Source organism: Cellvibrio sp. UBA7671 (assembly GCA_002483145.1).
In the GTDB taxonomy this organism is placed as follows: Bacteria; Pseudomonadota; Gammaproteobacteria; order Pseudomonadales; family Cellvibrionaceae; genus Cellvibrio; species Cellvibrio fibrivorans.
The window spans coordinates 624,963-646,628 of record DLHJ01000014.1; the positions used below are offsets into that span (position 1 = coordinate 624,963).

22 protein-coding genes are annotated in these 21,666 nt (G+C 47.7%); 1 reads left to right on the forward strand and 21 read right to left on the reverse strand.

Annotation, left to right across the window (positions count from 1 at the left end; all coding sequences use genetic code 11):
• Positions 1-19: 19 nt before the first annotated feature.
• The 21 genes from B4E62_RS14525 to trmJ form a co-directional block, all read right to left on the reverse strand.
• Positions 20-502, reverse strand: a complete 483-nt coding sequence (locus B4E62_RS14525; protein ID WP_310069813.1) for an STAS domain-containing protein — start codon at positions 500-502, stop codon at positions 20-22.
• Positions 502-1,701: a PP2C family protein-serine/threonine phosphatase gene (locus B4E62_RS14530; RefSeq protein ID WP_310069811.1), complete on the reverse strand. Its 1,200-nt coding sequence runs from the start codon at positions 1,699-1,701 to the stop codon at positions 502-504. The genes B4E62_RS14525 and B4E62_RS14530 overlap by 1 nt, the downstream gene beginning before the upstream one ends.
• A gap of 180 nt (positions 1,702-1,881) precedes the next feature.
• Complete coding sequence (gene der, locus B4E62_RS14535; protein WP_331352684.1) at positions 1,882-3,285, reverse strand: ribosome biogenesis GTPase Der; 1,404 nt, start codon at positions 3,283-3,285, stop codon at positions 1,882-1,884.
• A 161-nt stretch (positions 3,286-3,446) separates the two neighbouring features.
• Complete coding sequence (gene bamB, locus B4E62_RS14540; protein WP_331352529.1) at positions 3,447-4,673, reverse strand: outer membrane protein assembly factor BamB; 1,227 nt, start codon at positions 4,671-4,673, stop codon at positions 3,447-3,449.
• Positions 4,670-5,368 carry a tetratricopeptide repeat protein gene (locus B4E62_RS14545; protein ID WP_331352530.1) on the reverse strand — a complete coding sequence of 233 codons (699 nt, stop codon included), beginning with the start codon at positions 5,366-5,368 and terminating at the stop codon, positions 4,670-4,672. The genes bamB and B4E62_RS14545 overlap by 4 nt, the downstream gene beginning before the upstream one ends.
• Before the next feature lie 82 nt (positions 5,369-5,450).
• Positions 5,451-6,722: a histidine--tRNA ligase gene (gene hisS / locus B4E62_RS14550; protein WP_331352531.1), complete on the reverse strand. Its 1,272-nt coding sequence runs from the start codon at positions 6,720-6,722 to the stop codon at positions 5,451-5,453.
• A 34-nt stretch (positions 6,723-6,756) separates the two neighbouring features.
• A complete protein-coding gene (gene ispG, locus B4E62_RS14555) occupies positions 6,757-7,881 on the reverse strand; it encodes a flavodoxin-dependent (E)-4-hydroxy-3-methylbut-2-enyl-diphosphate synthase (RefSeq protein WP_310069799.1) in 1,125 nt (374 codons plus the stop codon).
• 26 nt (positions 7,882-7,907) lie between these two features.
• Positions 7,908-8,870: a RodZ domain-containing protein gene (locus B4E62_RS14560; RefSeq protein WP_310069795.1), complete on the reverse strand. Its 963-nt coding sequence runs from the start codon at positions 8,868-8,870 to the stop codon at positions 7,908-7,910.
• Between the two features lie 34 nt (positions 8,871-8,904).
• Complete coding sequence (pilW, locus tag B4E62_RS14565) at positions 8,905-9,681, reverse strand: type IV pilus biogenesis/stability protein PilW (RefSeq protein WP_331352532.1); 777 nt, start codon at positions 9,679-9,681, stop codon at positions 8,905-8,907.
• 29 nt (positions 9,682-9,710) lie between these two features.
• Positions 9,711-10,889: a 23S rRNA (adenine(2503)-C(2))-methyltransferase RlmN gene (gene rlmN / locus B4E62_RS14570; RefSeq protein WP_331352533.1), complete on the reverse strand. Its 1,179-nt coding sequence runs from the start codon at positions 10,887-10,889 to the stop codon at positions 9,711-9,713.
• Between the two features lie 48 nt (positions 10,890-10,937).
• Positions 10,938-11,363 (reverse strand): nucleoside-diphosphate kinase, encoded by a 426-nt coding sequence (gene ndk, locus B4E62_RS14575; RefSeq protein ID WP_331352534.1) that lies wholly within the window; start codon positions 11,361-11,363, stop codon positions 10,938-10,940.
• 193 nt (positions 11,364-11,556) lie between these two features.
• Complete coding sequence (locus B4E62_RS14580; RefSeq protein WP_310069783.1) at positions 11,557-11,979, reverse strand: SufE family protein; 423 nt, start codon at positions 11,977-11,979, stop codon at positions 11,557-11,559.
• 36 nt (positions 11,980-12,015) lie between these two features.
• Positions 12,016-12,552: a putative Fe-S cluster assembly protein SufT gene (gene sufT, locus B4E62_RS14585; protein WP_331352535.1), complete on the reverse strand. Its 537-nt coding sequence runs from the start codon at positions 12,550-12,552 to the stop codon at positions 12,016-12,018.
• A 23-nt stretch (positions 12,553-12,575) separates the two neighbouring features.
• Complete coding sequence (locus B4E62_RS14590) at positions 12,576-12,932, reverse strand: iron-sulfur cluster assembly accessory protein (protein WP_331352536.1); 357 nt, start codon at positions 12,930-12,932, stop codon at positions 12,576-12,578.
• Between the two features lie 73 nt (positions 12,933-13,005).
• Positions 13,006-14,256 carry a cysteine desulfurase gene (locus B4E62_RS14595; RefSeq protein WP_331352537.1) on the reverse strand — a complete coding sequence of 417 codons (1,251 nt, stop codon included), beginning with the start codon at positions 14,254-14,256 and terminating at the stop codon, positions 13,006-13,008.
• Entirely contained in the window at positions 14,249-15,571 is a 1,323-nt protein-coding gene (gene sufD / locus B4E62_RS14600; RefSeq protein ID WP_331352538.1) for a Fe-S cluster assembly protein SufD, read from the reverse strand. The genes B4E62_RS14595 and sufD overlap by 8 nt, the downstream gene beginning before the upstream one ends.
• 2 nt (positions 15,572-15,573) lie before the next feature.
• Positions 15,574-16,323, reverse strand: a complete 750-nt coding sequence (gene sufC / locus B4E62_RS14605; protein WP_331352539.1) for a Fe-S cluster assembly ATPase SufC — start codon at positions 16,321-16,323, stop codon at positions 15,574-15,576.
• 118 nt (positions 16,324-16,441) lie between these two features.
• Positions 16,442-17,878, reverse strand: a complete 1,437-nt coding sequence (gene sufB, locus B4E62_RS14610; RefSeq protein WP_310069774.1) for a Fe-S cluster assembly protein SufB — start codon at positions 17,876-17,878, stop codon at positions 16,442-16,444.
• A 40-nt stretch (positions 17,879-17,918) separates the two neighbouring features.
• Positions 17,919-19,079 carry an IscS subfamily cysteine desulfurase gene (locus B4E62_RS14615; protein ID WP_331352540.1) on the reverse strand — a complete coding sequence of 387 codons (1,161 nt, stop codon included), beginning with the start codon at positions 19,077-19,079 and terminating at the stop codon, positions 17,919-17,921.
• 60 nt (positions 19,080-19,139) lie between these two features.
• Positions 19,140-19,628 (reverse strand): Fe-S cluster assembly transcriptional regulator IscR, encoded by a 489-nt coding sequence (iscR, locus tag B4E62_RS14620; RefSeq protein WP_331352541.1) that lies wholly within the window; start codon positions 19,626-19,628, stop codon positions 19,140-19,142.
• A 164-nt stretch (positions 19,629-19,792) separates the two neighbouring features.
• Positions 19,793-20,620, reverse strand: a complete 828-nt coding sequence (gene trmJ / locus B4E62_RS14625; protein ID WP_331352542.1) for a tRNA (cytosine(32)/uridine(32)-2'-O)-methyltransferase TrmJ — start codon at positions 20,618-20,620, stop codon at positions 19,793-19,795.
• 231 nt (positions 20,621-20,851) lie between these two features.
• Here trmJ and B4E62_RS14630 point away from each other — a divergent pair, with 231 nt between their 5' ends.
• The gene (locus B4E62_RS14630; RefSeq protein WP_310069766.1) at positions 20,852-21,655 is read left to right on the forward strand and encodes an inositol monophosphatase family protein; all 804 of its coding nucleotides are present in this window, start codon (positions 20,852-20,854) and stop codon (positions 21,653-21,655) included.
• Positions 21,656-21,666: the final 11 nt, after the last annotated feature.

The following is a 21,666-nucleotide window of genomic DNA, read 5'->3' on the forward strand; positions in this document are numbered from 1 at the left end:
GTTCAAATAAAGGAGGGTATTAGCAGCTCTCGAGCATATTGACCAAATTTCGGAAAGTATCGGCGTTACTAGCGTTCAGCCCCATCAAAATTTTGTGCGCTTCCAGCACTTTTTCTTTCACTTCCTGTTCATTACAGTTAACACAATTCAGCGGTTGCTCGGCTAACACAGGGGCATCCAATTTATCGACAATGGTGAAAATATCGCCGAAACCCATAGTCTGCAAAATACGCTGGATACTGGGATTACTCGCCAGAATCACCGGCATAATGCCGTGACGCTCTTGCCCAAGGATAGAAATTTTCGCCATCAGCCCCAGAGTAGTACTATCGATAGCCTCTGCCTCCGACAGATCAAAGAGTACCGAGATAAAACTCTCACTCTTGAACATGGCATCGATAAATTGATCAAATGAGATGCACAATGTCAGGCGTACATCGCCCACCATTTTGATCACATAAACACCATTGTGGTCGGCAACTAAAATCTGGCCGGCTTTCATCAACTAACACCTCGGGCGATGGACAAGACTGCAATGTCATCCGGGTTATCACGAACTTCTTTTATAACTAAAGTATTACAGACAGAATCCAAACTGCCACTACTTGAAGCAATTAGTTTTAATAAATGGGCTTCTTTGTCTTGTAACTCCGTTTGTGGCAAGGTTTCCAATACACCGTCAGAAAAACAGACTAAAGCAAATTTCTCTGGTAACTGCCGTTCGTAAACCTCCCAGTTAACTTCCTTGAAAATGCCGACCGGCTTGCCGCGCCCGGTCAAATATTCGACGCCAGCATCAGTGAGTAAAATGGGCATCGGCAAATGACCAGCCACAACGTAATGCATTTGGTGGGTAACCGTATCGATTACGCCCACAAAAAGCGTCAGGTGGTGGCTCAGGCGTGTGTCATGCAACTCGCGATTAATCTGCCGCAACATGACATCTGCACCTTGCGCAAAAGAGCTTTCATCCCCAAACAACCCCTCTTCCCGCACCATACGGCTAACCAGATGTTTAAGCCAGATAGTCACAAAAGCAGAAGATGCGCCATGCCCGGAGACATCGGCCAAATAAAATGCGAGATAGCGTTTTTTGATGTGGGCGTAATCAACAAAATCGCCGCTGAGGAACAGGGATGGGACGATGGTATGGGCAGCAGTATAACCTTCTTCAGTTGTGAAGCCCGAAGGCATCAAACGGCGCTGCACCCGTCGACCGGCAATTTGGTCGCGCTCAAGCACGCGCAGATTTTCCTTTAACTCCCGATTAGCGTCTTCCAATTGAATTCGATAGCGCTGGTTTTCCTCTTCCAAATCCTGTCGGTCGAGCACTTTGTTGATCGAATGGACCAGCACTTCCAAATCGACCACTGGTTTTATCAAATAATCGCGCGCACCTAAACGTAGCGCAGTTACCACATCATTCATCACACCGGCGCCGGAGATAACAATCACCGGCAGCGAAGGATGGCGATCATGCAATAGCTGCAGTAGTTGCAAACCATCGCCATTCGGCATACGCAGATCAGTGATGATTAAATCGGGAAGGGAATGGTCAGGATTAGCGAGCAGATCAAGTGCAGCGGTGGCATCAGAGGCAGAACACACACAAAAGCCACTGTCCGTCAGATAGGTCACAATACTCTGGCGGACAAGGGCATCGTCATCGATGATAAGCAGCTTGCGGCTTGCGGGTGTCATCTTATGCTCGGACTTTTTATGGCTACAGTTGAGTTAAGGGCAATCGATAAGGCGCGTAACACTACTCCTTCACCTTAAGGAGCGCAAGCCATAGCAACTAACGCCCTGCCTGCTTAGCTAATTAAGTTTTGTTTGCATTCTATTTGCACCGCCAAGGGGCAACAATCGTTAAATCTTGGACTATTTCGGCTTGCTACGATTTTTGTCGCGTTCAGCTTTACGTCGCATCTCGACCAGTTGGCGCTGAGTCATTTTGCTTTTGCGCTCGGTATAGGGGTTTTCATTATTGCGATATTCAATCCTGATCGGTGTGCCATGCAAATCGAGCACACGCCGGAAAGTTTTTTCCAAATATTTGGTGTAATGGCTAGGTATATCGTTCGTCTGGTTGCCGTGGATCACAATAATAGGAGGGTTATGCCCGCCTGGATGCGCATAGCGTAGCTTGATGCGACGCCCTTGAATCATTGGTGGCTGATGCTCGCGCACTGCATCTTGCAGGATACGAGTCAGGAAATTGGTGCTGAATTTATCGGTGGCGGATTGGTAAGCTAGCTCAATCGATTTGTACAGGTTACCCACGCCAGTGCCGTGGAGGGCTGAGATAAAGTGAATAGTCGCAAAATCCACAAAACGCAAACGGCGTTCAAGTTCGCTTTTGACATACTGCTTGTGCGCATCGTCTAAGCCATCCCACTTATTTAGTGCGATAACCAGCGCGCGCCCCGCTTCGATAGTCGTGCCCATCAAATGCAGGTCCTGCTCTACTACACCTTCGCTGGCATCCATTACCAACACAACAACATTTGCATCTGCAATAGCCTGCATAGTTTTAACAATTGAGAACTTTTCGACCATCAAATCGATATTTTTACGGCGGCGCACACCGGCCGTATCAATCAGCGTGTAAGGCTTATCAAAACGGGTGTAATTGATATATGTACTATCGCGCGTGGTGCCCGGCTCGTCATAAACCACAACCCGCTCTTCACCTAGCAAGCGATTGACCAAGGTCGATTTACCTACATTCGGACGCCCCACAATAGCAATTTTTATCCCGGTTGCCTCTTCTGCTTGATAGTCTTCAGGCAGCTCAGGAATATCAGCCAGCACCTCTTCCATTAAGGATCTAACACCGCGACCATGGCTGGCAGTCGTGGGGTGAACCTCTCCCAGACCCAGCTCATAAAAAGGCGCCAGTGCGATATCAGGATCCATTCCATCTATTTTATTAGCGACAACATAGGTTTTTTTGTTGTTTACCCGCAAATGCTTGGCAATCATTTCATCAGCAGGGTTTAAACCAACGCGACTATCCACAATAAACAGCACTATGTCAGCTTCCTGAATTGCAAGAAGTGACTGGCCAGCCATCATGCTATCAATGCCCTCTTCTTCTCCGCTTATCCCGCCGGTATCAATTACGATAAACCGGCGATTCTCCAACACGCCCTCGCCGTATTTACGGTCGCGGGTCAAACCGGGATAGTCTGCCACCAATGCATCACGCGACTGGGTGAGACGATTGAAGAGTGTGGATTTACCCACATTAGGGCGGCCAACAAGTGCTATTACGGGGATTATCATAAAAGTATCAATTGAGATGAAAAATCATGGGATTGCAGCAAAGGATCACCGCATAAATTCATGTACGTAAAAAAACAAAACCAGCCGCTGAGAAGTTTACCTTATTCGATTCAGGTAAATTCAAGCGGCTGGTTGGCGTTAATAAATAAAGCTGGAAACTATTTGTCCTTTTCCGCCCTAAATGCGATTAGTTTGCCGCGATTGGTATAAACATAAAGTGTCTCGCCATCCGTTAGCATTGGTGCTCGGGCACCCTTTCTATCTACGCGAGTGCGCGCAACAAATTCACCATCACTTTGGTTAACAACATGCATGTAGCCTTTAAAATCAACCACTGCGACATAATCACCAAACACTTGCGGGCCATTTAACAGACGACGCAGCATTTTTTCGTTACTCCACAGCTGCTCACCCGTGACTGAGTTGTATGCAACCAATTTTCCGTCGGCATGGGCGACAAACAACTTATCACCCGACAGCGCCACACTCTCGCTGGTAGAGCCATCCTGACCCCAAAGAGGTTTGCCAGTACCACGAGCGAGGGCACTGATACGCCCTTGATAAGTACCTACATAAATCACACCATCTTTAATCAACGGGCTGGAGTGGATATCAACCATACGCTCCAATTCGGAACGTCCTTTAGGTGACGCAATACGCTGCTCCCACAATATCAATCCATTGGCCGGATTAAATGCCATCATACGACCATTGGAAAAACCGGAATAAATAGCGGTATCTGTCACTATGGGTGATGGAGTTCCACGCAAGGTTAATACCGGTGGTGGATTGTCATAAAACCACAACTGTTCGCCGGTTTTTGCATCCAGCGAAAACAATTTGCCATTCACGGTTTGTGCAGCAACAACACTACCATTAGTGCGCGGAGCAGAAACCACTTCACCCGGTAATTGTTTACGCCATACTTCATCACCTGTTTCTTTGGAAAGCGCCATCACTTCGCCAGCGTAAGTTGCGACCAACAGCAGGCCATTCTCTGCCGCTATGCCACCTACGATTTGGCGATTGGGGTCACCTGCAACAAAAAAACTTTTTAACCAGGTCCACAGGCCTTGTTGCGATTTATTAACTTTGCGCGACCACCGCTTTTTACCGGTTTTGCTGTCTAACGCAACAACCAGACCTTCATAATCCACTGCATAGATAGCATCGCCATCCAATGCCGGAGTGAGGCTACTAAACCCTTTGTTTTGGCCTTCACCGATGCCGCGTTTCCATACCTTGTCGAGATCCAATGTCTCTTTAAAATCGACCAACTCCATGGGTTCATTCCCGGTTTTTTTACTAAACCAGGAACAGCCGGACATAGCGAATGCACAAAGCAATACCAAGCAGCTCAAGTGCCTCACAGAGACTTGCATCATTGAGCCTTCTCCTCAGCCGGAGCTGCAGGTACAGGGCCATCCACTTTCAAATCATCAACTTTCATTTGCAATAACATGTAGCGCTCTTGTTGTTGAGGGTCGGTTGCTGCGAGTGCTTTTTCGTAAGCAGTACGTGCCGCATCCAAATCACCTTGCAATTTCAGGATATCACCGCGCGCTTCTGCATACTCGGAAGTGAACGCAGCAGCAGGCTCGGGTGACAATTGTGCCAATGCATCGGCATAAACTTTTTGTGCCGTTAATACACGAGCCAGACGCAAACGAGCAAGTTGCTCAGTCGCGGCCTCGGGTTTGGCAGACAAAACCCATTTAAGTTCACTCACAGCAACATCCAATTTATTATCTTCCACCGCTAACTTGGCCAGGAAAAATGCAGCGCTGTGCGCATACATACTTTTACTGTTGCCGTCTTTCAACTCGCCAGCGAGGTGAGCGATAGTTGCTTTATCTGAATCCGTCAGGGTTTTACCTGGTTCAGCATTGGTCAGTTTGAGCAATTGCTCATACACTTCTGACGCTTTTTCCGCTTTCTGACGTTTTTGGTCCTGCCAAGTGGTGTATCCAAAATAACCAACCACAGCAACCAACACGGCGATAATTACGGTTTTACCGTAATCCTTCCACCAGCGCTTTAATACTTCTAATTGTTCTTCTTCTGAAAGATGTACGCTCACAATTGACTCCTGTAGGCCTTAGCGCAATGCGCAAAAAATGAAATAATTTTTAAAACGTTATTTTTTTACTCGGCGAACTGCTTTACTCAAGAGCACGAAGGTAAGCAATTGCCTTATCAAAATCGAGTGTTTGCTGCTCGATTTCTTCACGCAAAAATTTGATCGTCACTTTACCTGCTTTGACTTCATCTTCACCTAAAATAAGTGCGATATCTGCACCACTTTTATCGGCTTTTTTCAGCTGGTTTTTAAAGTTGCCTCCGCCGCAATTGGTTAACAATTGCACAAAAGGCAACTCATCGCGAATCCGTTCTGCCAATTGCATAGCAACTGATTGCACATCACCCACAGCAACCAAATAAATATCCGCCTGCTGATCGAGCCCCTCGGGTATTGCTTTTACCGCCTGCAACAGTAAAACCAAGCGCTCAAGGCCGATACCAAATCCAACCGCTGGCGTTGATTTGCCGCCCAATTGCTCGACTAAACCATCGTAACGACCGCCTGCACACACTGTACTTTGAGCGCCTAATTTGTCAGTCACCCATTCGAACGCCGTTTTACCATAATAATCGAGGCCGCGCACCAAGCGCGGATTAATCTGGTAACTAACACCAGCAGCATCAAGCAAGGATTTTAGACCCTCAAAATGCACACGCGATTCTTCATCCAGATAATCCAGCAATACTGGCGCTGCATTGAGCAATGCCTGGGTGTTTGCATCTTTGGAATCGAGGATACGCATCGGATTTGTAGAGAGGCGGCGTTTGCTGTCCTCATCCAACTGATCCTGCACATTACTCAGATAAGCAACCAGCGCATCTTTATAGGCCGCTCGCGCTTCTGCACTACCGAGCGAGTTAATTTGCAACTGCACGTGTTCAGCAACACCAAGCTCGCGCAAAATACGCGCACTAAGAACCAACACTTCGGCATCAATATCCGGCCCTTGAATACCAAAAGTTTCTACACCAATCTGGTGAAATTGGCGGTAGCGACCTTTCTGTGGGCGTTCATGGCGAAACATAGGCCCCATATACCAAAGGCGTTGCGTTTGATTGTAGAGCAAACCATTTTCTTCGCAGGCGCGAACACAACACGCAGTACCTTCAGGACGCAGGGTGAGGCTGTCACCGTTGCGATCATCAAAGGTATACATTTCTTTTTCGACGATGTCGGTAACTTCACCGATAGAACGTTTAAATAATTCAGTTGATTCAACAATCGGAAAACGAATTTCCTGATAGCCGTAACGCGCCAAAATATCAGTGACGCCACCTTCAACGTATTGCCATAAAGGCGAATCTGCCGGAAGCAGATCGTTCATGCCACGAATTGCCTGGATTTTTTTCAATTTCGAACCTTAATTGTTGCAAGCCAGAAAGCGATTAGCCTTTGGCAATAATATTCCTGGCGTCAGCATCCATCTGTGCTTGTTTTTGCGCCGCTTTTGCGCGGATCAACCGCTCTAAATTATCAACCAGATTTTCATTGGTTAACTTTTGGTTAGGTTCACCGTCAATATAAATTAAATTGCTTGGTGTGCCACCAGCAAGCCCCAAGTCTGCCTCTTTGGCTTCACCCGGGCCATTAACGACACACCCAATAACAGCGACATCGAGCGGAACAGTAATATCTTCTACTCGCTGTTCAAGATCATTCATCGTTTTGATCACATCAAAATTTTGTCGCGAACAACTAGGGCAAGCGATAAAATTTACGCCCTTGCTGCGCAAACGCAAACTGCGCAGCATGTCCCAACCAACCTTAATTTCTTCAACAGGATCAGCAGCAAGCGACACACGAATCGTATCACCGATACCATCCATTAACAGCGCGCCCAAACCTATAGAGGATTTCACAGTCCCCGAGCGCAAACCACCTGCTTCGGTAATACCCAAATGCAATGGCTGCTCAATCAATGTAGCGAGTTTGCGATACGCCGCAACCGCCATAAACACATCGGACGCTTTTACACTTACTTTAAAATTATGGAAATTAAGCGAATCCAGAATTTCAACATGGCGCAATGCAGACTCCACCAATGCATCAGGTGTAGGCTCGCCATATTTTTTTTGCAAATCCTTTTCAAGCGAACCCGCATTAACGCCAATCCGAATCGGAATATTGAGATCGCGCGCCTTATCAACCACAGCTTTAATACGCTTTTCACGTCCGATATTACCGGGATTAATACGTAAGCAATCCACACCCAAGTCCGCTACTCGCAGCGCGATGCGATAATCAAAATGGATATCCGCCACTAACGGAATATTGACTTGCTTGCGAATTTCACCAAACGCTTCCGCCGCCTCCATCGTTGGTACAGACACACGAATAATATCGGCACCAGCCAATTGAATGCGACGAATTTGCTCTACTGTTGCCGCAACATCAGTAGTTTCGGTATTCGTCATACTCTGTACTGAAATAGGCGCATCACCGCCAACGGGAACATTACCCACCATAATCTGGCGAGATTTACGACGTTTTATTGGAGACTCGCAGTGCATAACTATTCCTGATCAATTTTACGCAATCATTCGCGTGTGGGCGCACCCACTTTTATCGACAATACATTGGTACCCAAAGCAGGCACTATAGCGACCTGATCGCCATTTAATTCTATCTTGGCTGCAGGTGAATTACCGAGCTTCACATCAAATGGAGCTGTACCCTGCAATTGCAAACTACTGCCTGCGGATTGCAAATCGGCTACCAATACATCACCGCGCGCATCACTGACTTCAAGCCAACACTCTTCGGTAAAAGAAAAAGCAATTGAATCCAATTGATTAGCATTAGCCTGTTTTGCTGCCAATTCAGAATGTGCAGCCGAAGACATAGACAAACTCGCTGCAACAGATTGAATTGCACTGGAGAGACTTGAATTCTGCACCGGTTTTACGGAACTATCTGATGTAACATTCACCGGCTGCTGACTTCCAATAAGTTGTTGCTCCACTGTGACCAGCGCAACACTGCTCACCGCTGCCTGTCGTGCATTGGATTCGCTTAGCGATTGTACATTTAGCGCAGTTTCCACAGGAGGAACCACTGCCATGGGCCTGTTGTATGTTGGTTGCTGACGATTATCAAAAAACCAAATCGATACCAACCAAAGTACTAACAAGGCAAGCAGAACCATTACAATAAACTGCCACAGGGGTTTATTGGCAGATTCTGTGCGACGCGGTAAAACCTGCTCAACCAACCCATGTTTTTGCGCATGACGATCATAGGCTGCAAGCACCTGCACTACATCAAGCTTTACTAAATTTGCGTACGCACGTAAGTATCCACGGGTAAATGTGTCTGAACCCATATGGCGATAATCATCTGACTCAAGGGCACGCACCTTGGTCAACGTCATATAGAGTTCTTTCGCTACTTGCTCCTGAGTCAAGCCTGCACGCTCACGCGCCCAAACTAATAATTTACCAGGTGAAAGTTCGCGAAAACGACTATCGTCGGTAGATTTTTTTTCGTCGTCAGCTGCCATTAAAAGCCCGTTAATTTAAATATCGCTTGTGGTTTTACATCATCGTTTGTTTGTATTCCAAATACTCTTTGGAATAGGGAAAGCGATTCTTTAATACCAACAAATAACTGGCTTCTTTATCCTTGTTGCCAAACACGCGCTCCAAGCGAATCCCAAGCAAGAGCGCACGTGCAGATTGCTGCCCAAGTGCCTGATAGCGATCCAAATGCCTCTTGGCTTCAGCGTATTCCTGGTTTTGGAAACTCATGGCGGCCAATTCAATATACGGCTCAGAAATTCCTTTATCCAATATTGATGCATGTTCAAACGCGGCCTTGGCACGCTCGTTTTTCCCAAGCAGCAACGCGGTCCTGCCGACATTTACCAGAGCAGAAGCACGGCCATCATAATCGAGATCGCTGGCAGCCAGTTCGAATTGCGCAAGCGCCTCTTCATAGCGTTTCAGACCAAATAAAAATACTCCGTAATTATTATTGGCCAACGTAAAATTCTTTTTACGCTTGAGTGCTTTCTTGAAGGTTTCTTCCGCAAGCGCAGGTTCACCCTCTAACTGATAAAGACGCGCCATCGCTTCAGTAGCATCAGCAGAGTTTTTATCAATTTCTGATGCTTTGCGTAAGTGATGACGAGCAGCTTCCCTATTACCATTATCAATATATCCTTGAGCCAACTTAATATGTAATTCCAAAGATTTCGATTTATCAACTTGCCGTGGCTTGCCACTTTTTACTTCTGACGCACAACCAATGAGAAGTGCAACAGCAACAACAGACACCAGGGTTAATTTCAGCAATCTTGTAAAGTTATTCATTTGCATCATTGACACCATTGTATTTGGAATTATTGGCTAACAATTTTTACCGCTTGTACTTCATCAAACTGCGCGCGGTAGCGTTCGCTACGGCGCGTCACATCATTCACCTGTCCTGCTAACTGACCACAGGCTGCATCGATATCGTCACCACGCGTCGTGCGTACAGTAGTAATGTAACCTTCCTCCATCAAAATATCCTGAAACTTGCGCAACGCGTTGTTACTGACTCTTTTATAATTCGATAGATTAAATGGATTAAATGGAATCAGATTGATTTTTACCGGAACATCACGCAATAGCTCAGCCAGTTCACGGGCGTGATGGGGGCGATCATTCACTTGATCAATCAACGTGTATTCAATGGTAATTTTTCGATGGGTGTCCGGCATTGCTTCGATGTAGCGTTTGGCAGAATCAAGCAACATCGCAATTGGATATTTACGATTGATTGGTACTAATTCATTGCGCAATTCATCGTTAGGTGCGTGTAGCGAGATAGCAAGGCAGGCATCGGTATACTGGCTTAAACGATCCAATTGCGGCACCACACCGGAAGTGCTCAGCGTAACGCGACGCTTAGAAATTCCGTAAGCGTTGTCGTGCATCATAAGGTTCATGGAATCGACAACATTATCGAAATTGAGCAACGGCTCTCCCATGCCCATCATCACCACGTTGGTGACTCTGCGCGGGCCATTAACCTGCAATTGACCAAAGGATTTGGCCGCAATCCACACTTGTCCAATAATTTCAGCTGCTGTTAAATCGCGATTAAATCCCTGCTTGCCCGTTGCACAAAAACTGCAATCCAATGAGCAGCCAACTTGCGACGACACACACAAAGTACCGCGGTCACCATCGGGAATAAATACGGTTTCAATAACATTATTGCCACTGACACGAATTAAAAACTTACGCGTGCCATCAGTTGAATCAAATTGCTGCACAACTTCCGGCATACGTATTTCCGCAATGTTTTTCAACTTTGCACGCAAATCTTTGCTGACGTTAGTCATATCATCAAAGTTGTCAGCGCCAAGCTGATGGATCCATTTCATCACCTGAATAGCGCGAAATTTTTTCTCGCCAATCGATTCAAAAAATGCCACCAGTTTGGCTTCTGGCAAGCCCAACAGATTCATTTTGGCAGAGCCCTCTGCAACCTCCGCGCTAGCGGTGTTAGTGGAACTGGAAACTTCAGTCATGGCTCTATTACCTGGTGAACTACGTTGGGAATAACAGTGATTACAAAATTAACGGATAACAACTTCATTGCTGGCAAAGAAATAAGCGATCTCGCGCGCAGCTGAAGTGGGCGAATCTGAACCGTGGACAGCATTGGCATCAATGGCTTCCGCAAAATCAGCACGGATAGTACCCGGAGCCGCTTTGGCAGGATCAGTAGCGCCCATGAGTTCGCGGTTAGCCGCGATAGCATTTTCACCGGACAGCACTTGCACAACCACAGGGCCAGAGGTCATAAAATCGACCAAGCCAGCGAAGAATGGACGGCCTTTGTGCTCGGCATAGAAGCCTTCCGCTTGAGCACGGCTCAACAGCATCATGCGCTGGGCAACGATTTTGAGGCCAGACTTTTCAAAACGAGCGACGATTTCACCGATATGGTTCTTGCTAACAGCATCGGGTTTGATAATGGATAAGGTTTGTTCAACAGCCATGAGACGCTCCACACGCGATTTTCCGGTTACTGCAGGCTCGGATTTCACCACCCAAAAGCGGATTCAATGCCTACAAAATACAAAACCCGCGAATTATACGCGGGTTTACATTATTTTTATATCCTAGCTATTTGATTAATAAACAAAATCGGTTAGGAAACCTGTCCCGATATTCCATCCGATTTGGATTGGCTTAATTAGTTTGGCTGGCACGATCCTTAATCCGCTTCACCATCGCCCTAAGGCCATTCCCCCGGGTAGAACTCAGGTGCTGCAAAAGGTCCAGCTGTGTGAAATAAGCATCTATATCAAATGCAAGGATTTCCCCAGGGGTCTTGCCGTTAAAGGCAGCCAAGACTACGCCAAGCAAACCCTTAACGATAAATGCATCGCTATCTGCCTGGAAAAATAACTTGCCCGCACGCCATTCATCCACCAACCACACTTGGCTTTGGCAACCGCGCACCAGATAATCTTCGGTACGCAAACTGGCATCCATCTCGGGCAGCTCCTTGCCCAGATCGATAATGTACTTGTAGCGCTCCTCCCAGTTATCAAAAAAACCGAGACTGTCGATAATGTCATCGACGGTTACATCTATGCCAAATTGGGTCATCAAAATTCTCAATACAGGGTCATCAATACACGGAAATCAATAGAACATACCGGTTTGCAACTGGGCCTCTTCGCTCATCATATGGCGCTGCCACGGTGGATCAAACACCAACTCAACCTTCACCGTTTTAACGTTGGGCACCTTGCGCACGCGATATTCGACGTCGCCAACCAACACCGGCCCCATACCGCAGGCTGGCGCAGTTAACGTCATTTGGATATCCACCTGCTTTGCAGCCTGATCCACCTCAACACCGTAAATCAGCCCGAGATTCACTAAATCTACGGGAATTTCCGGATCAAACACCGTGCCGAGCGCTTGCCAGACCTGCTCTTCGATAATCTGGTCATTGGCAGGCTCGGGGAAGCTTATGGTCTCGGACTCAAGCCCCAGCAAATGCGCATCAGTACCATCTACCCGCACCATCTGGCCGTGATAGGTCAGCGTGTAATTACCGCCCAAAGCCTGGGTGATAGTAACGAAGGTTCCTTCAGGGATAGTCAGTGGTGTACCGTCAGGGACACGCCGCGCCGGACAATCAGCTTGGGCGACCACCATACGTCTTTCAGACATAGTAATTCTCTACGCAAGGCGTCTTAGTTAACGCTAAAACTTTCACCGCATCCGCAATAGTCTTTGACACGCGGATTATTGAATTTAAGCTGGCGGTTAACGCCTTCAGTGACGTAATCAATTTCAGTGCCGCTCACAACTGACAGACTTTTAGAGTCAACCAATAACTCGACACCAGTCTCCAGTTGCATGTGCACGTCATCAGCTCTGGCTTCATTGACCAAATCCACAACGTACATCCAGCCAGTACAACCACTTTGCCTTACACTCAAGCGCACCGCTTTCGCGTCTTTAGCAGAACCCAACTGCCGCTTGAAATGTTCAACCGCCGTTGGGGTGACCTGCACAGGTTGCTGCGGATCAAATGATGCGATACTCATAGCAGTCTCCAGGGTTAACTCATCGCTCGTTAAAGCATGTTTCGTTACAACACGTTCGTTACATTAAAAGGCGTTACAACAAAAAGGTTTTCGCTTTTTCAATCGCTGCGAACAGACGATCCACCTCGGCAAAGGTGTTATAAAAACTGAAACTCGCGCGCACTGTGCCGGGAATTCCATATTGATCCATAATCGGTTGCGCACAGTGATTACCCGTGCGCACCGCAATTCCCTGCTTATCCAATAAGACACCGACATCGGCCGGATGTGCACCTTCGAGCAAAAAACTCATTACTGAGGTTTTATGTGCGGCAGTACCAACCAATTTCAAGCCAGCGGTTGCACGCGCTTTTTCCTCAGCATAATTTAACAGTGCCTGTTCATGCGCAGCGGCAGCGGTACGGTCGATTGAATTTAAATAGTCGATCGCAGCACCCAAACCTATAGCGCCCGCGATATCTGGCGTGCCCGCTTCAAATTTGTAGGGCAACTGATTAAAGGTTGTGCCTGCAAACGAAACGGTTTCGATCATCTCGCCCCCACCCTGATAGGGCGACATGGCATTCAGCAAATCTTCTTTACCGTACAACACACCCAAACCCGTCGGACCAAATAGTTTGTGTGCAGAAAACACATAAAAATCGCAATTGAGTTTTTGGACATCCACCGCCCAATGGCTCACTGCTTGCGCGCCGTCAATTAACACGCGCGCGCCAACTGCATGCGCCAGCGTAATAATTTTTTCGATGGGATTAATCGTGCCCATTGCATTGGATACATGACCTACGGCGACCATTTTTACATGGGCGTCAAGCATGGCATCAAACGCCAGCATGTTGATATTACCGTTAGCATCGACAGCAATCGGTTCAACTTTCGCACCGGTTGTCTGGGCGATTAATTGCCAGGGAACAATATTGGAGTGATGCTCCATCGCCGATACCAGAATACGGTCACCCGGCTGCAAATTGGTTTTGCCCCAAGAGGCGGCAACCAGATTAATACTCTCGGTTGTACCGCGCGTCCAAATAATTTGTTTTGCCGCTGGAGCATTTAAAAACTGTGCAACTTTTTCGCGCGCCGCTTCAAACTTTACCGTGGATCGATCAGCCAAGGCATGAGCACCGCGATGAACATTGCTGTTGTCATTGCGATAATAATCACTGATTGCATCAATCACCGCATTGGGTTTTTGGGTGGTAGCCGCATTGTCGAGATACACCAGCGGCTGCCCATTCACCTGTTGGTGCAAGATAGGGAAATCAGCGCGGATTGTTTCCACATCAAAATGCAACACGTCAATATCACCCAAAGATTTAGTCATCCGTCAACTCCGCCAATGCGCTGGCAGCAATCAAACTATTGTCGCGACCAAAGAGTTTCGCCAAACGCGGCTGCAAATAATCGTGCACTACGGGTTGCGCAATTTGTTCCAGCAGTTCATTGATAAAACCAAAACTGAGCATCACATCGGCTTCGGCGCGCGACAAACCGCGGCTCTGCAAATAGTAACGCGCATTGGCATTTAACTGGCTTATGGTTGCACCGTGAGCGCACTTCACATCATCTGCGTAAATTTCCAACTCCGGCTTGGTATTCACTTCCGCCTTGCTGGAGGTCAGCATGTTTTTGTTGCTTAATTCCGCGAGAGTTTTTTGCGCGTCTTTATGAATATAAATACGGCCATTAAAAATGGCCTGTGCCGAATCACTCACAATTCCGCGAAACACTTCATTCGATGTGCAATGCGGAACCCAGTGGCAAATATTGGTGTGATAATCCACAACCTGTTGGTTGCGCGGCAGATAAATCCCTTGCAGATCCAACTCGGCCCCCTGCCCGCGATGATTTAATTGGTAATCGACACGCATCAGGCTTGAGCCCAATGCCAACGCGAAGCCACGCAGACGTGCATTGCGCTGTAAATCCACATGCACTGCACCTATATGCAGGGCGTGCTCTTCTTCCAAATTCAAACGGTAGTGATGCAAATTAGCGTTATCACCAATATGAATTTCAGTCAGCGAATTGACGAAACCATTTTGCACATCAGCGCTAGAGAAATAATGCTCCACAATGTCAGCGCGTGAATTTTCGTCGAGCACAATCAATACACGCTGGTTGTTTACCGCTTTAACAGCCGTAACAACATTGACAATATAAATTGGTTTTTCCAACTGCTGATTACGAGGGACGTGAATCAACACACCGTCGTCGAGCCAGGCATCATTCAACGTGGCAAACAAATGCTGCTCGCCCTCAACAATCTTGCCCAAATACTTGTTAATAAGCTCTTGCTGTTCTGCATTCGCTTGCGAAAAATGCACAACAGATTCAGGCAATTTACTTGAATGGGCAGGATCAAAAACGCCATTAACAAATACCAACTGAAAAGCATCCATCGGAATCAATTCATTTTGCAATGCCTTATCCAGGGTTTGACTTGCGGTAGCACCCCAGGTATACAAAATGGTTTTATGCAAACTCTGCATCGGCGTATATTTCCAATGCTCGGTTTTGCGCGTGGGCCAAGGTTGCGCCAACCAATCATCAGTTGCCTTATTGCGTAACTCTTCCAGCCAGGTCAGTGGCTGCTGCTGGGCGGTGAGTCGTATCGCTTGATGTTGAAAATCACTCATGCTTACACTGCCTCGGTTTCAAGCCACGCGTAGCCTTTTTTTTCCAGCTCCAGCGCCAGTTCTTTACCGCCCGTTTTAACAATGCGGCCATTGGCCAACACGTGCACGTAATCCGGCACTATGTAATCCAGCAAACGCTGATAGTGAGTTACCACAATAAAACTGCGCTCAGGCGAACGCATCGCATTCACTCCGTTAGCAACTACTTGGAGCGCATCAATATCCAAACCTGAATCAGTTTCATCGAGAATGCACAGGCTCGGCTCAAGCAACATCATTTGCATAATTTCGTTGCGTTTCTTTTCACCACCCGAAAAGCCTTCGTTAACACCGCGTTTTAAAAAAGCCTGTTCGAGATTAACGCGTTTACTGGTTTCACGTGCGAGTTTCATAAACTCAACTGCAGACAACTCTGGTTGACCATGATGCTTACGTTTGGCATCGACAGAAGCTTTTAAAAATTCCATATTGCTTACGCCCGGAATTTCTACCGGATATTGGAATGCAAGGAACAAACCTTCGCGCGCACGCTCTTCAATTTCCAGCTCAAACAAATCCTTGCCATTAAACTCAACACTGCCGCCAGTTACTTCATAACCATCGCGGCCAGATAACACATTACCCAATGTACTTTTGCCCGCACCGTTTGGCCCCATAATGGCGTGAACTTCACCGGGTTTGACGGTCAGATTTAAACCTTTAAGGATGTCTTTCTCTTCAACACGGGCAAACAAATCAGTAATGCGTAACATAAATTTTTTAGTCCGATAATTTTCTAACACGGTAAATTCAAATTTTTAATTTTTCTTGTTGGGCTATGTCGCTCGCTAAACTCGCGGCTAGCCCAACCTGCAAAATCACTCTGAGCGGCTAGCCTACGGAGCCTTCGAGGCTTACTTCCAGCAACTTGCCGGCTTCAACCGCAAATTCCATTGGCAATTCTTTAAATACTTCACGGCAAAAACCATTCACAATCATGGAAACGGCTTTTTCTGCATCCAGGCCACGCTGTTGGCAGAGGAACATTTGGTCTTCACTCACTTTTGATGTGGTGGCCTCGTGCTCAATCACAGCGCTCGGATTTTTACTTTCGATATAAGGGAATGTGTGCGCGCCGCATTTATCACCGATCAACAGCGAATCACACTGGGTGTAATTACGCGCACCTTCGGCACCGGGATTGATACGCACCAAGCCACGATAGGCATTAGAACTTTTACCTGCTGAAATCCCCTTGGAGATAATCGTTGAGCGGGTATTTTTGCCGATATGAATCATCTTGGTGCCGGTATCGGCCTGCTGATAATTATTGGTCAGCGCAACGGAATAAAACTCACCGACACTATTATCACCACGCAAAATACAACTTGGATATTTCCAGGTCACCGCAGAACCGGTTTCAACTTGTGTCCAGGAAATTTTGGCATTGGTGTGGCACACACCGCGCTTGGTCACAAAGTTGTAAATACCGCCCTTGCCTTCCTCGTTACCGGGATACCAGTTTTGCACGGTGGAATATTTAATTTCCGCATTGTCGAGCGCAATCAACTCAACCACAGCAGCATGCAACTGGTTTTCATCGCGCATAGGCGCGGTGCAGCCTTCAAGATAACTCACGTGCGAACCTTCATCGGCGATAATCAAGGTGCGCTCAAATTGACCGGTATTTTGTTCATTGATACGGAAGTAAGTAGACAACTCCATTGGGCAGCGCACACCTTTGGGGATATACACAAAGGAGCCATCGGAAAATACTGCGGAATTCAATGCAGCGTAATAGTTGTCTTTTTGCGGAACTACTGAGCCGATATATTTTTTCACCAGCTCCGGATACTTATGCACCGCTTCGCTGATCGAACAAAAAATAACACCCACTTCAAATAATTTTTCACGGAAAGTCGTTACCACCGATACGGAGTCAAACACCACATCCATTGCCACACCGGCAAGTGCTGCCTGTTCATGCAAAGGAATGCCCAACTTTTCATAGGTGCGCAATAATTCCGGATCAACCTCATCCAAACTTTTGGGCTTTTCATCCATCGATTTGGGTGCTGAATAATAAGACACCGCTTGAAAATCAATATCCTCGTATTTGACATGCGCCCATTCCGGCTCGGTCATTTCAAGCCAGGATTGATAGGCCTTCAAACGCCATTCCAGCAACCACTCGGGTTCATTTTTCTTCGCCGAAATAAAACGGATAACATCTTCATTCAACCCCGGTGGCAGGGTTTCCGAATCGATGGTGGTATGGAAACCCGCCGCGTATTCTTTTTTAATGAGATGTTCGACTTGTTCAGACATGGGCATTTACCTGTTTTTGCAAAGGGTTAGCAAACCAACACTAAGCCTTGTGCAGCTTGGCGATAACACCGCGAAGGTGTTCAATCGCATATTCAATTTCGTCGGCAGTGGTGTAACGGCCAATACTAAAACGCAGCGAGGCTTGCGCTGCTTCATCATCCAAACCAATCGCTTGCAGTACATAGCTGGGCGACATGCTCGCGGAATTACACGCAGAGCCGCTGGAGATCGCCAAATCGCGCAACGAGAGCAGCAACATTTCGCCGTCGGCATTGCTAAACGCGAGATTTAAAATACCGCTGACACAATCAATACTCGATCCATTGCGTTTAATTCCCGGCAAATCCGCTATGCCTTGCCATAAACGGTCGCGCAATCTTGCAATACGCTCGCAATCTTCATCGAGATGTACAGCCGCTAATCTTGCAGCCTCACCCATACCCACTAATTGATGTGTAGGTAAAGTGCCGGAACGCATACCGCGCTCATGGCCACCACCGTGAATTTGTGCAGCGATTTTTACGTCGCCTGAACGGCGCACGTAGAGCGCACCAACACCTTTGGGCCCATAAAATTTATGCGCCGATAGCGACAGCAGGTCTACACCAAGTGTTTTCACATCGACAGGAATTTTCCCCGCGCTTTGTGCAGCATCACAATGAAATAAAATATCGCGCGCCTTACAGACTTCAACTAAATCTTTGATGTCATTAATGCAACCCAACTCATTGTTGACTTGCATGATGCTGACTAAAAATGTATCCGCTTGCAGCGCCGCAGAGAGTGCATCCGCAGTGATAATCCCTTCTGGTGAAGGTTGTAAATATGTGACGCGAAAACCTTGCGCCTCCAACCAACTTGCGGGATCAAGCACGGCTTTATGTTCAATGGCCGACACAACAATATGGCCACCAGCGTGGTGATTGGTGCGATAAGTTTCTGCAACACCTTTGAGCGCAAGATTGTTGGCTTCGGTTGCGCCACTGGTCCAAACGATTTCACGCGGATCTGCATTGATTAAACTGGCAACCTGCGCGCGCGCTTCTTCTACCAGTTCCTCAGCTTGCCAGCCATACACATGGGAGCGGGAGGCAGGGTTGGCGAAGGTGCCATCCAATGTCAGACACTCAACCATCCGCGCCGCCACTTCAGGGGCAACGGGTGTAGTCGCGGCGTAATCTAAATAAATGGGCTTGCGCAAAACAGTGGGTACCTTAACGGTGAAAAACTACAGTGTGAAAAATGGAATTGTAAAAACCAGCTACAAAATTTCACTAATCGCAATATGAGTCTCGTCATTGTGACTGCTTACCACACGCAAATCCTGGCGCTTGCGGACCGATTGGATATCGTTACGTGCAACCAGATCAGCGAGGGTGATATCACTCAAAAACTGATGGATTTGCGCACTTAAATCTTCCCATAAATGATGGGTTAAACAGACTTCGCCTTCATGGCAATTGCCCTTGCCTTCGCAGCGGGTTGCATCGAGCGATTCACTGACCGCATCGACTACTTGGGCGATGGAGATATCGGTAGTGCTGCCCATCAGGCGATAGCCACCACCTGGACCCCGTACGCTTTTCACTAATTTAAAATAGCGCAAACGCGCGAATAATTGCTCAAGATAAGAGAGGGATATGCCTTGGCGTGCGGAAATATCCGCCAGACTAACAGGCCCCTCATCGCAGTGGAGCGCCAAATCCAACATGGCGGTCACGGCATAGCGGCCTTTGGTGGTAAGTCTCATAGCAGAGAAGCCTCGCTGCAAAATCCCGGTATTAATCTATTGTCGCGAGCGGGAAATAGCACTCAAGTCCAGACGCGACGCCAATTCCGAGTATTTTACTCAAGTATTCACTTTTTTCCAACGCCCAATCACCATAGCAACAAATATCGCCAGGATTACCCAGCCTATTCTGCAGGTTTATCGTCCTTTGTTAGCTCGCGCATAGACTCCAAACCCGGCGCCTTGCCAAATTTAGTCATCACCTTGCCGCTGTAATGGATATAGTTCTGCACCGCTGTGAGCACACCACGCAGGATATTCAGCTCCATCTGGTCCATACGCACACGGTTATAGAGACGACGCAGGCGGGTCATGGTCTGCTTGGGATTATCACGATCAAGGAAGTTTAATTCAGCAAGGGTTTGCTCAAGATGTTCGTAATAAGTTTCCATCGCCTGGGCCTCTACCGGCGGCATATCCCACTGGTGCTGCGGCAGGGTATTGCCTTCGGCCGCCTGCAAATACGCCATACGGACTTCATAGGTAATGACCTGCACGGCCGTTGCGAGGTTAAGCGAGCTGTAATCCGGATTGGCCGGGATATGCACATGGTAGTTGCATTTATGCAGTTCTTCGTTGGTCAAGCCGCGATCTTCACGTCCGAATACGATGGCCACCTCATGGCTCGCCGCTTCTGCCCATACATTTTCACCGCATTGGCGCGGATCTAACAGCGGCCAAGGGATACGGCGCTCGCGGGCGCTGGTGCCAACCACCAGACTACAGCCAGCGATGGCCTCATCCAATGTTTCAACCACGACGGCTTCATCGAGCACATCAGTCGCACCGGCAGAACGCCACACCGCTTTGTCTGACGGATATTCCTGCGGCGCGACCAGATAAAGGCGCGACAGCCCCATATTTTTCATCGCCCGCGCCGCGCCGCCAATATTGCCGGGGTGGCTGGTATTGACCAAAACGATACGGATATTGGCAAAAGGCTGGGCTGACATAGGCAAATCTCGGTAACTAAGGGAATATGACGCAGGCGAAGCGATAAAAAGGCGCGCAGTATACAGTCACTTATCACTAGCCTCTAGTGATGACTTGCCGGTATACTGCGCGCCCTCGGCGAGAGGCGCTTATGCCGCCTGCGGTCATGTTCTTTTACAATCCCTACCCCCTGAACAATCAGGTCTGCTGATATCCATGCGATATCGAGTAGCCTATTTAATTGGTGCTTTATGGAACCCATGTTAACGATTGCCTTGCGCGCTGGTCGCAAAGCTGCCGAATTGATTGAGCGCGCATTTGAGCGTGTTGATTTATTAACGATTGAAACCAAAAGCCGCAACGACTATGTCACTGAAGTCGATAAGGCCGCCGAAAAAGAAATTATTTACCACCTCCGTAAAGCCTACCCCGACCACAGTATTCGCGGTGAAGAAGGCGGACATCAACCCGGCAAAAACCCCGATTACGAATGGATTATCGATCCACTCGATGGCACTACCAATTTTATTCACGGGGTACCGCACTTCTCTATCTCCATCGCCTGCAAATACAAAGGCCAGATCGAACACGCCGTTGTTATCGACCCCATCAAACGCGAAGAATTTACTGCCAGCCGTGGCCGTGGTGCTGCATTGAATGGCCGTCGCCTGCGTGTTTCTACCCGTCGCAACCTTGAAGGCGCGCTGATAGGTACTGGCATCCCCTTTAGTGGCTATGCGCTCGAACATATCGGCCCTTACCTCGCCTGCGTGCAAGAAATTGCCGGGCAGACCTCCGGTATCCGCCGCGCCGGTTCAGCTGCATTGGATTTGGCTTATGTAGCAGCTGGCCGCTTTGATGCTTTCTGGGAAATGAATTTAAACGAGTGGGATATCGCGGGTGGAATCTTGTTAGTAAAAGAAGCCGGCGGTTTGATCAGCGACTTTAATGGCGGTGCGGATTATTTGGAAACCGGCCACATCGTATGCGGTTCACCCAAAGTATTTAAGCCGATCCTGCAGATAGTGCAAAAAAATCTGGGGCATCTGAAATAAATTTTTTAGAA

Coding starts and splice junctions, on each gene's coding strand:
- trmJ (WP_331352542.1), bottom strand. CDS start 20,620: ATGTCAGCCCAGCCTTTTGCCAATATCCGTATCGTTTTGGTCAATACC.
- B4E62_RS14590 (WP_331352536.1), bottom strand. CDS start 12,932: ATGAGTATCGCATCATTTGATCCGCAGCAACCTGTGCAGGTCACCCCA.
- sufC (WP_331352539.1), bottom strand. CDS start 16,323: ATGTTACGCATTACTGATTTGTTTGCCCGTGTTGAAGAGAAAGACATC.
- B4E62_RS14525 (WP_310069813.1), bottom strand. CDS start 502: ATGAAAGCCGGCCAGATTTTAGTTGCCGACCACAATGGTGTTTATGTG.
- B4E62_RS14560 (WP_310069795.1), bottom strand. CDS start 8,870: ATGGCAGCTGACGACGAAAAAAAATCTACCGACGATAGTCGTTTTCGC.
- ndk (WP_331352534.1), bottom strand. CDS start 11,363: ATGGCTGTTGAACAAACCTTATCCATTATCAAACCCGATGCTGTTAGC.
- sufT (WP_331352535.1), bottom strand. CDS start 12,552: ATGTCTGAAAGACGTATGGTGGTCGCCCAAGCTGATTGTCCGGCGCGG.
- iscR (WP_331352541.1), bottom strand. CDS start 19,628: ATGAGACTTACCACCAAAGGCCGCTATGCCGTGACCGCCATGTTGGAT.
- B4E62_RS14595 (WP_331352537.1), bottom strand. CDS start 14,256: ATGACTAAATCTTTGGGTGATATTGACGTGTTGCATTTTGATGTGGAA.
- sufB (WP_310069774.1), bottom strand. CDS start 17,878: ATGTCTGAACAAGTCGAACATCTCATTAAAAAAGAATACGCGGCGGGT.
- B4E62_RS14530 (WP_310069811.1), bottom strand. CDS start 1,701: ATGACACCCGCAAGCCGCAAGCTGCTTATCATCGATGACGATGCCCTT.
- B4E62_RS14580 (WP_310069783.1), bottom strand. CDS start 11,979: ATGACCCAATTTGGCATAGATGTAACCGTCGATGACATTATCGACAGT.
- rlmN (WP_331352533.1), bottom strand. CDS start 10,889: ATGACTGAAGTTTCCAGTTCCACTAACACCGCTAGCGCGGAGGTTGCA.
- B4E62_RS14630 (WP_310069766.1), top strand. CDS start 20,852: ATGGAACCCATGTTAACGATTGCCTTGCGCGCTGGTCGCAAAGCTGCC.
- bamB (WP_331352529.1), bottom strand. CDS start 4,673: ATGATGCAAGTCTCTGTGAGGCACTTGAGCTGCTTGGTATTGCTTTGT.
- sufD (WP_331352538.1), bottom strand. CDS start 15,571: ATGAGTGATTTTCAACATCAAGCGATACGACTCACCGCCCAGCAGCAG.
- ispG (WP_310069799.1), bottom strand. CDS start 7,881: ATGCACTGCGAGTCTCCAATAAAACGTCGTAAATCTCGCCAGATTATG.
- pilW (WP_331352532.1), bottom strand. CDS start 9,681: ATGAATAACTTTACAAGATTGCTGAAATTAACCCTGGTGTCTGTTGTT.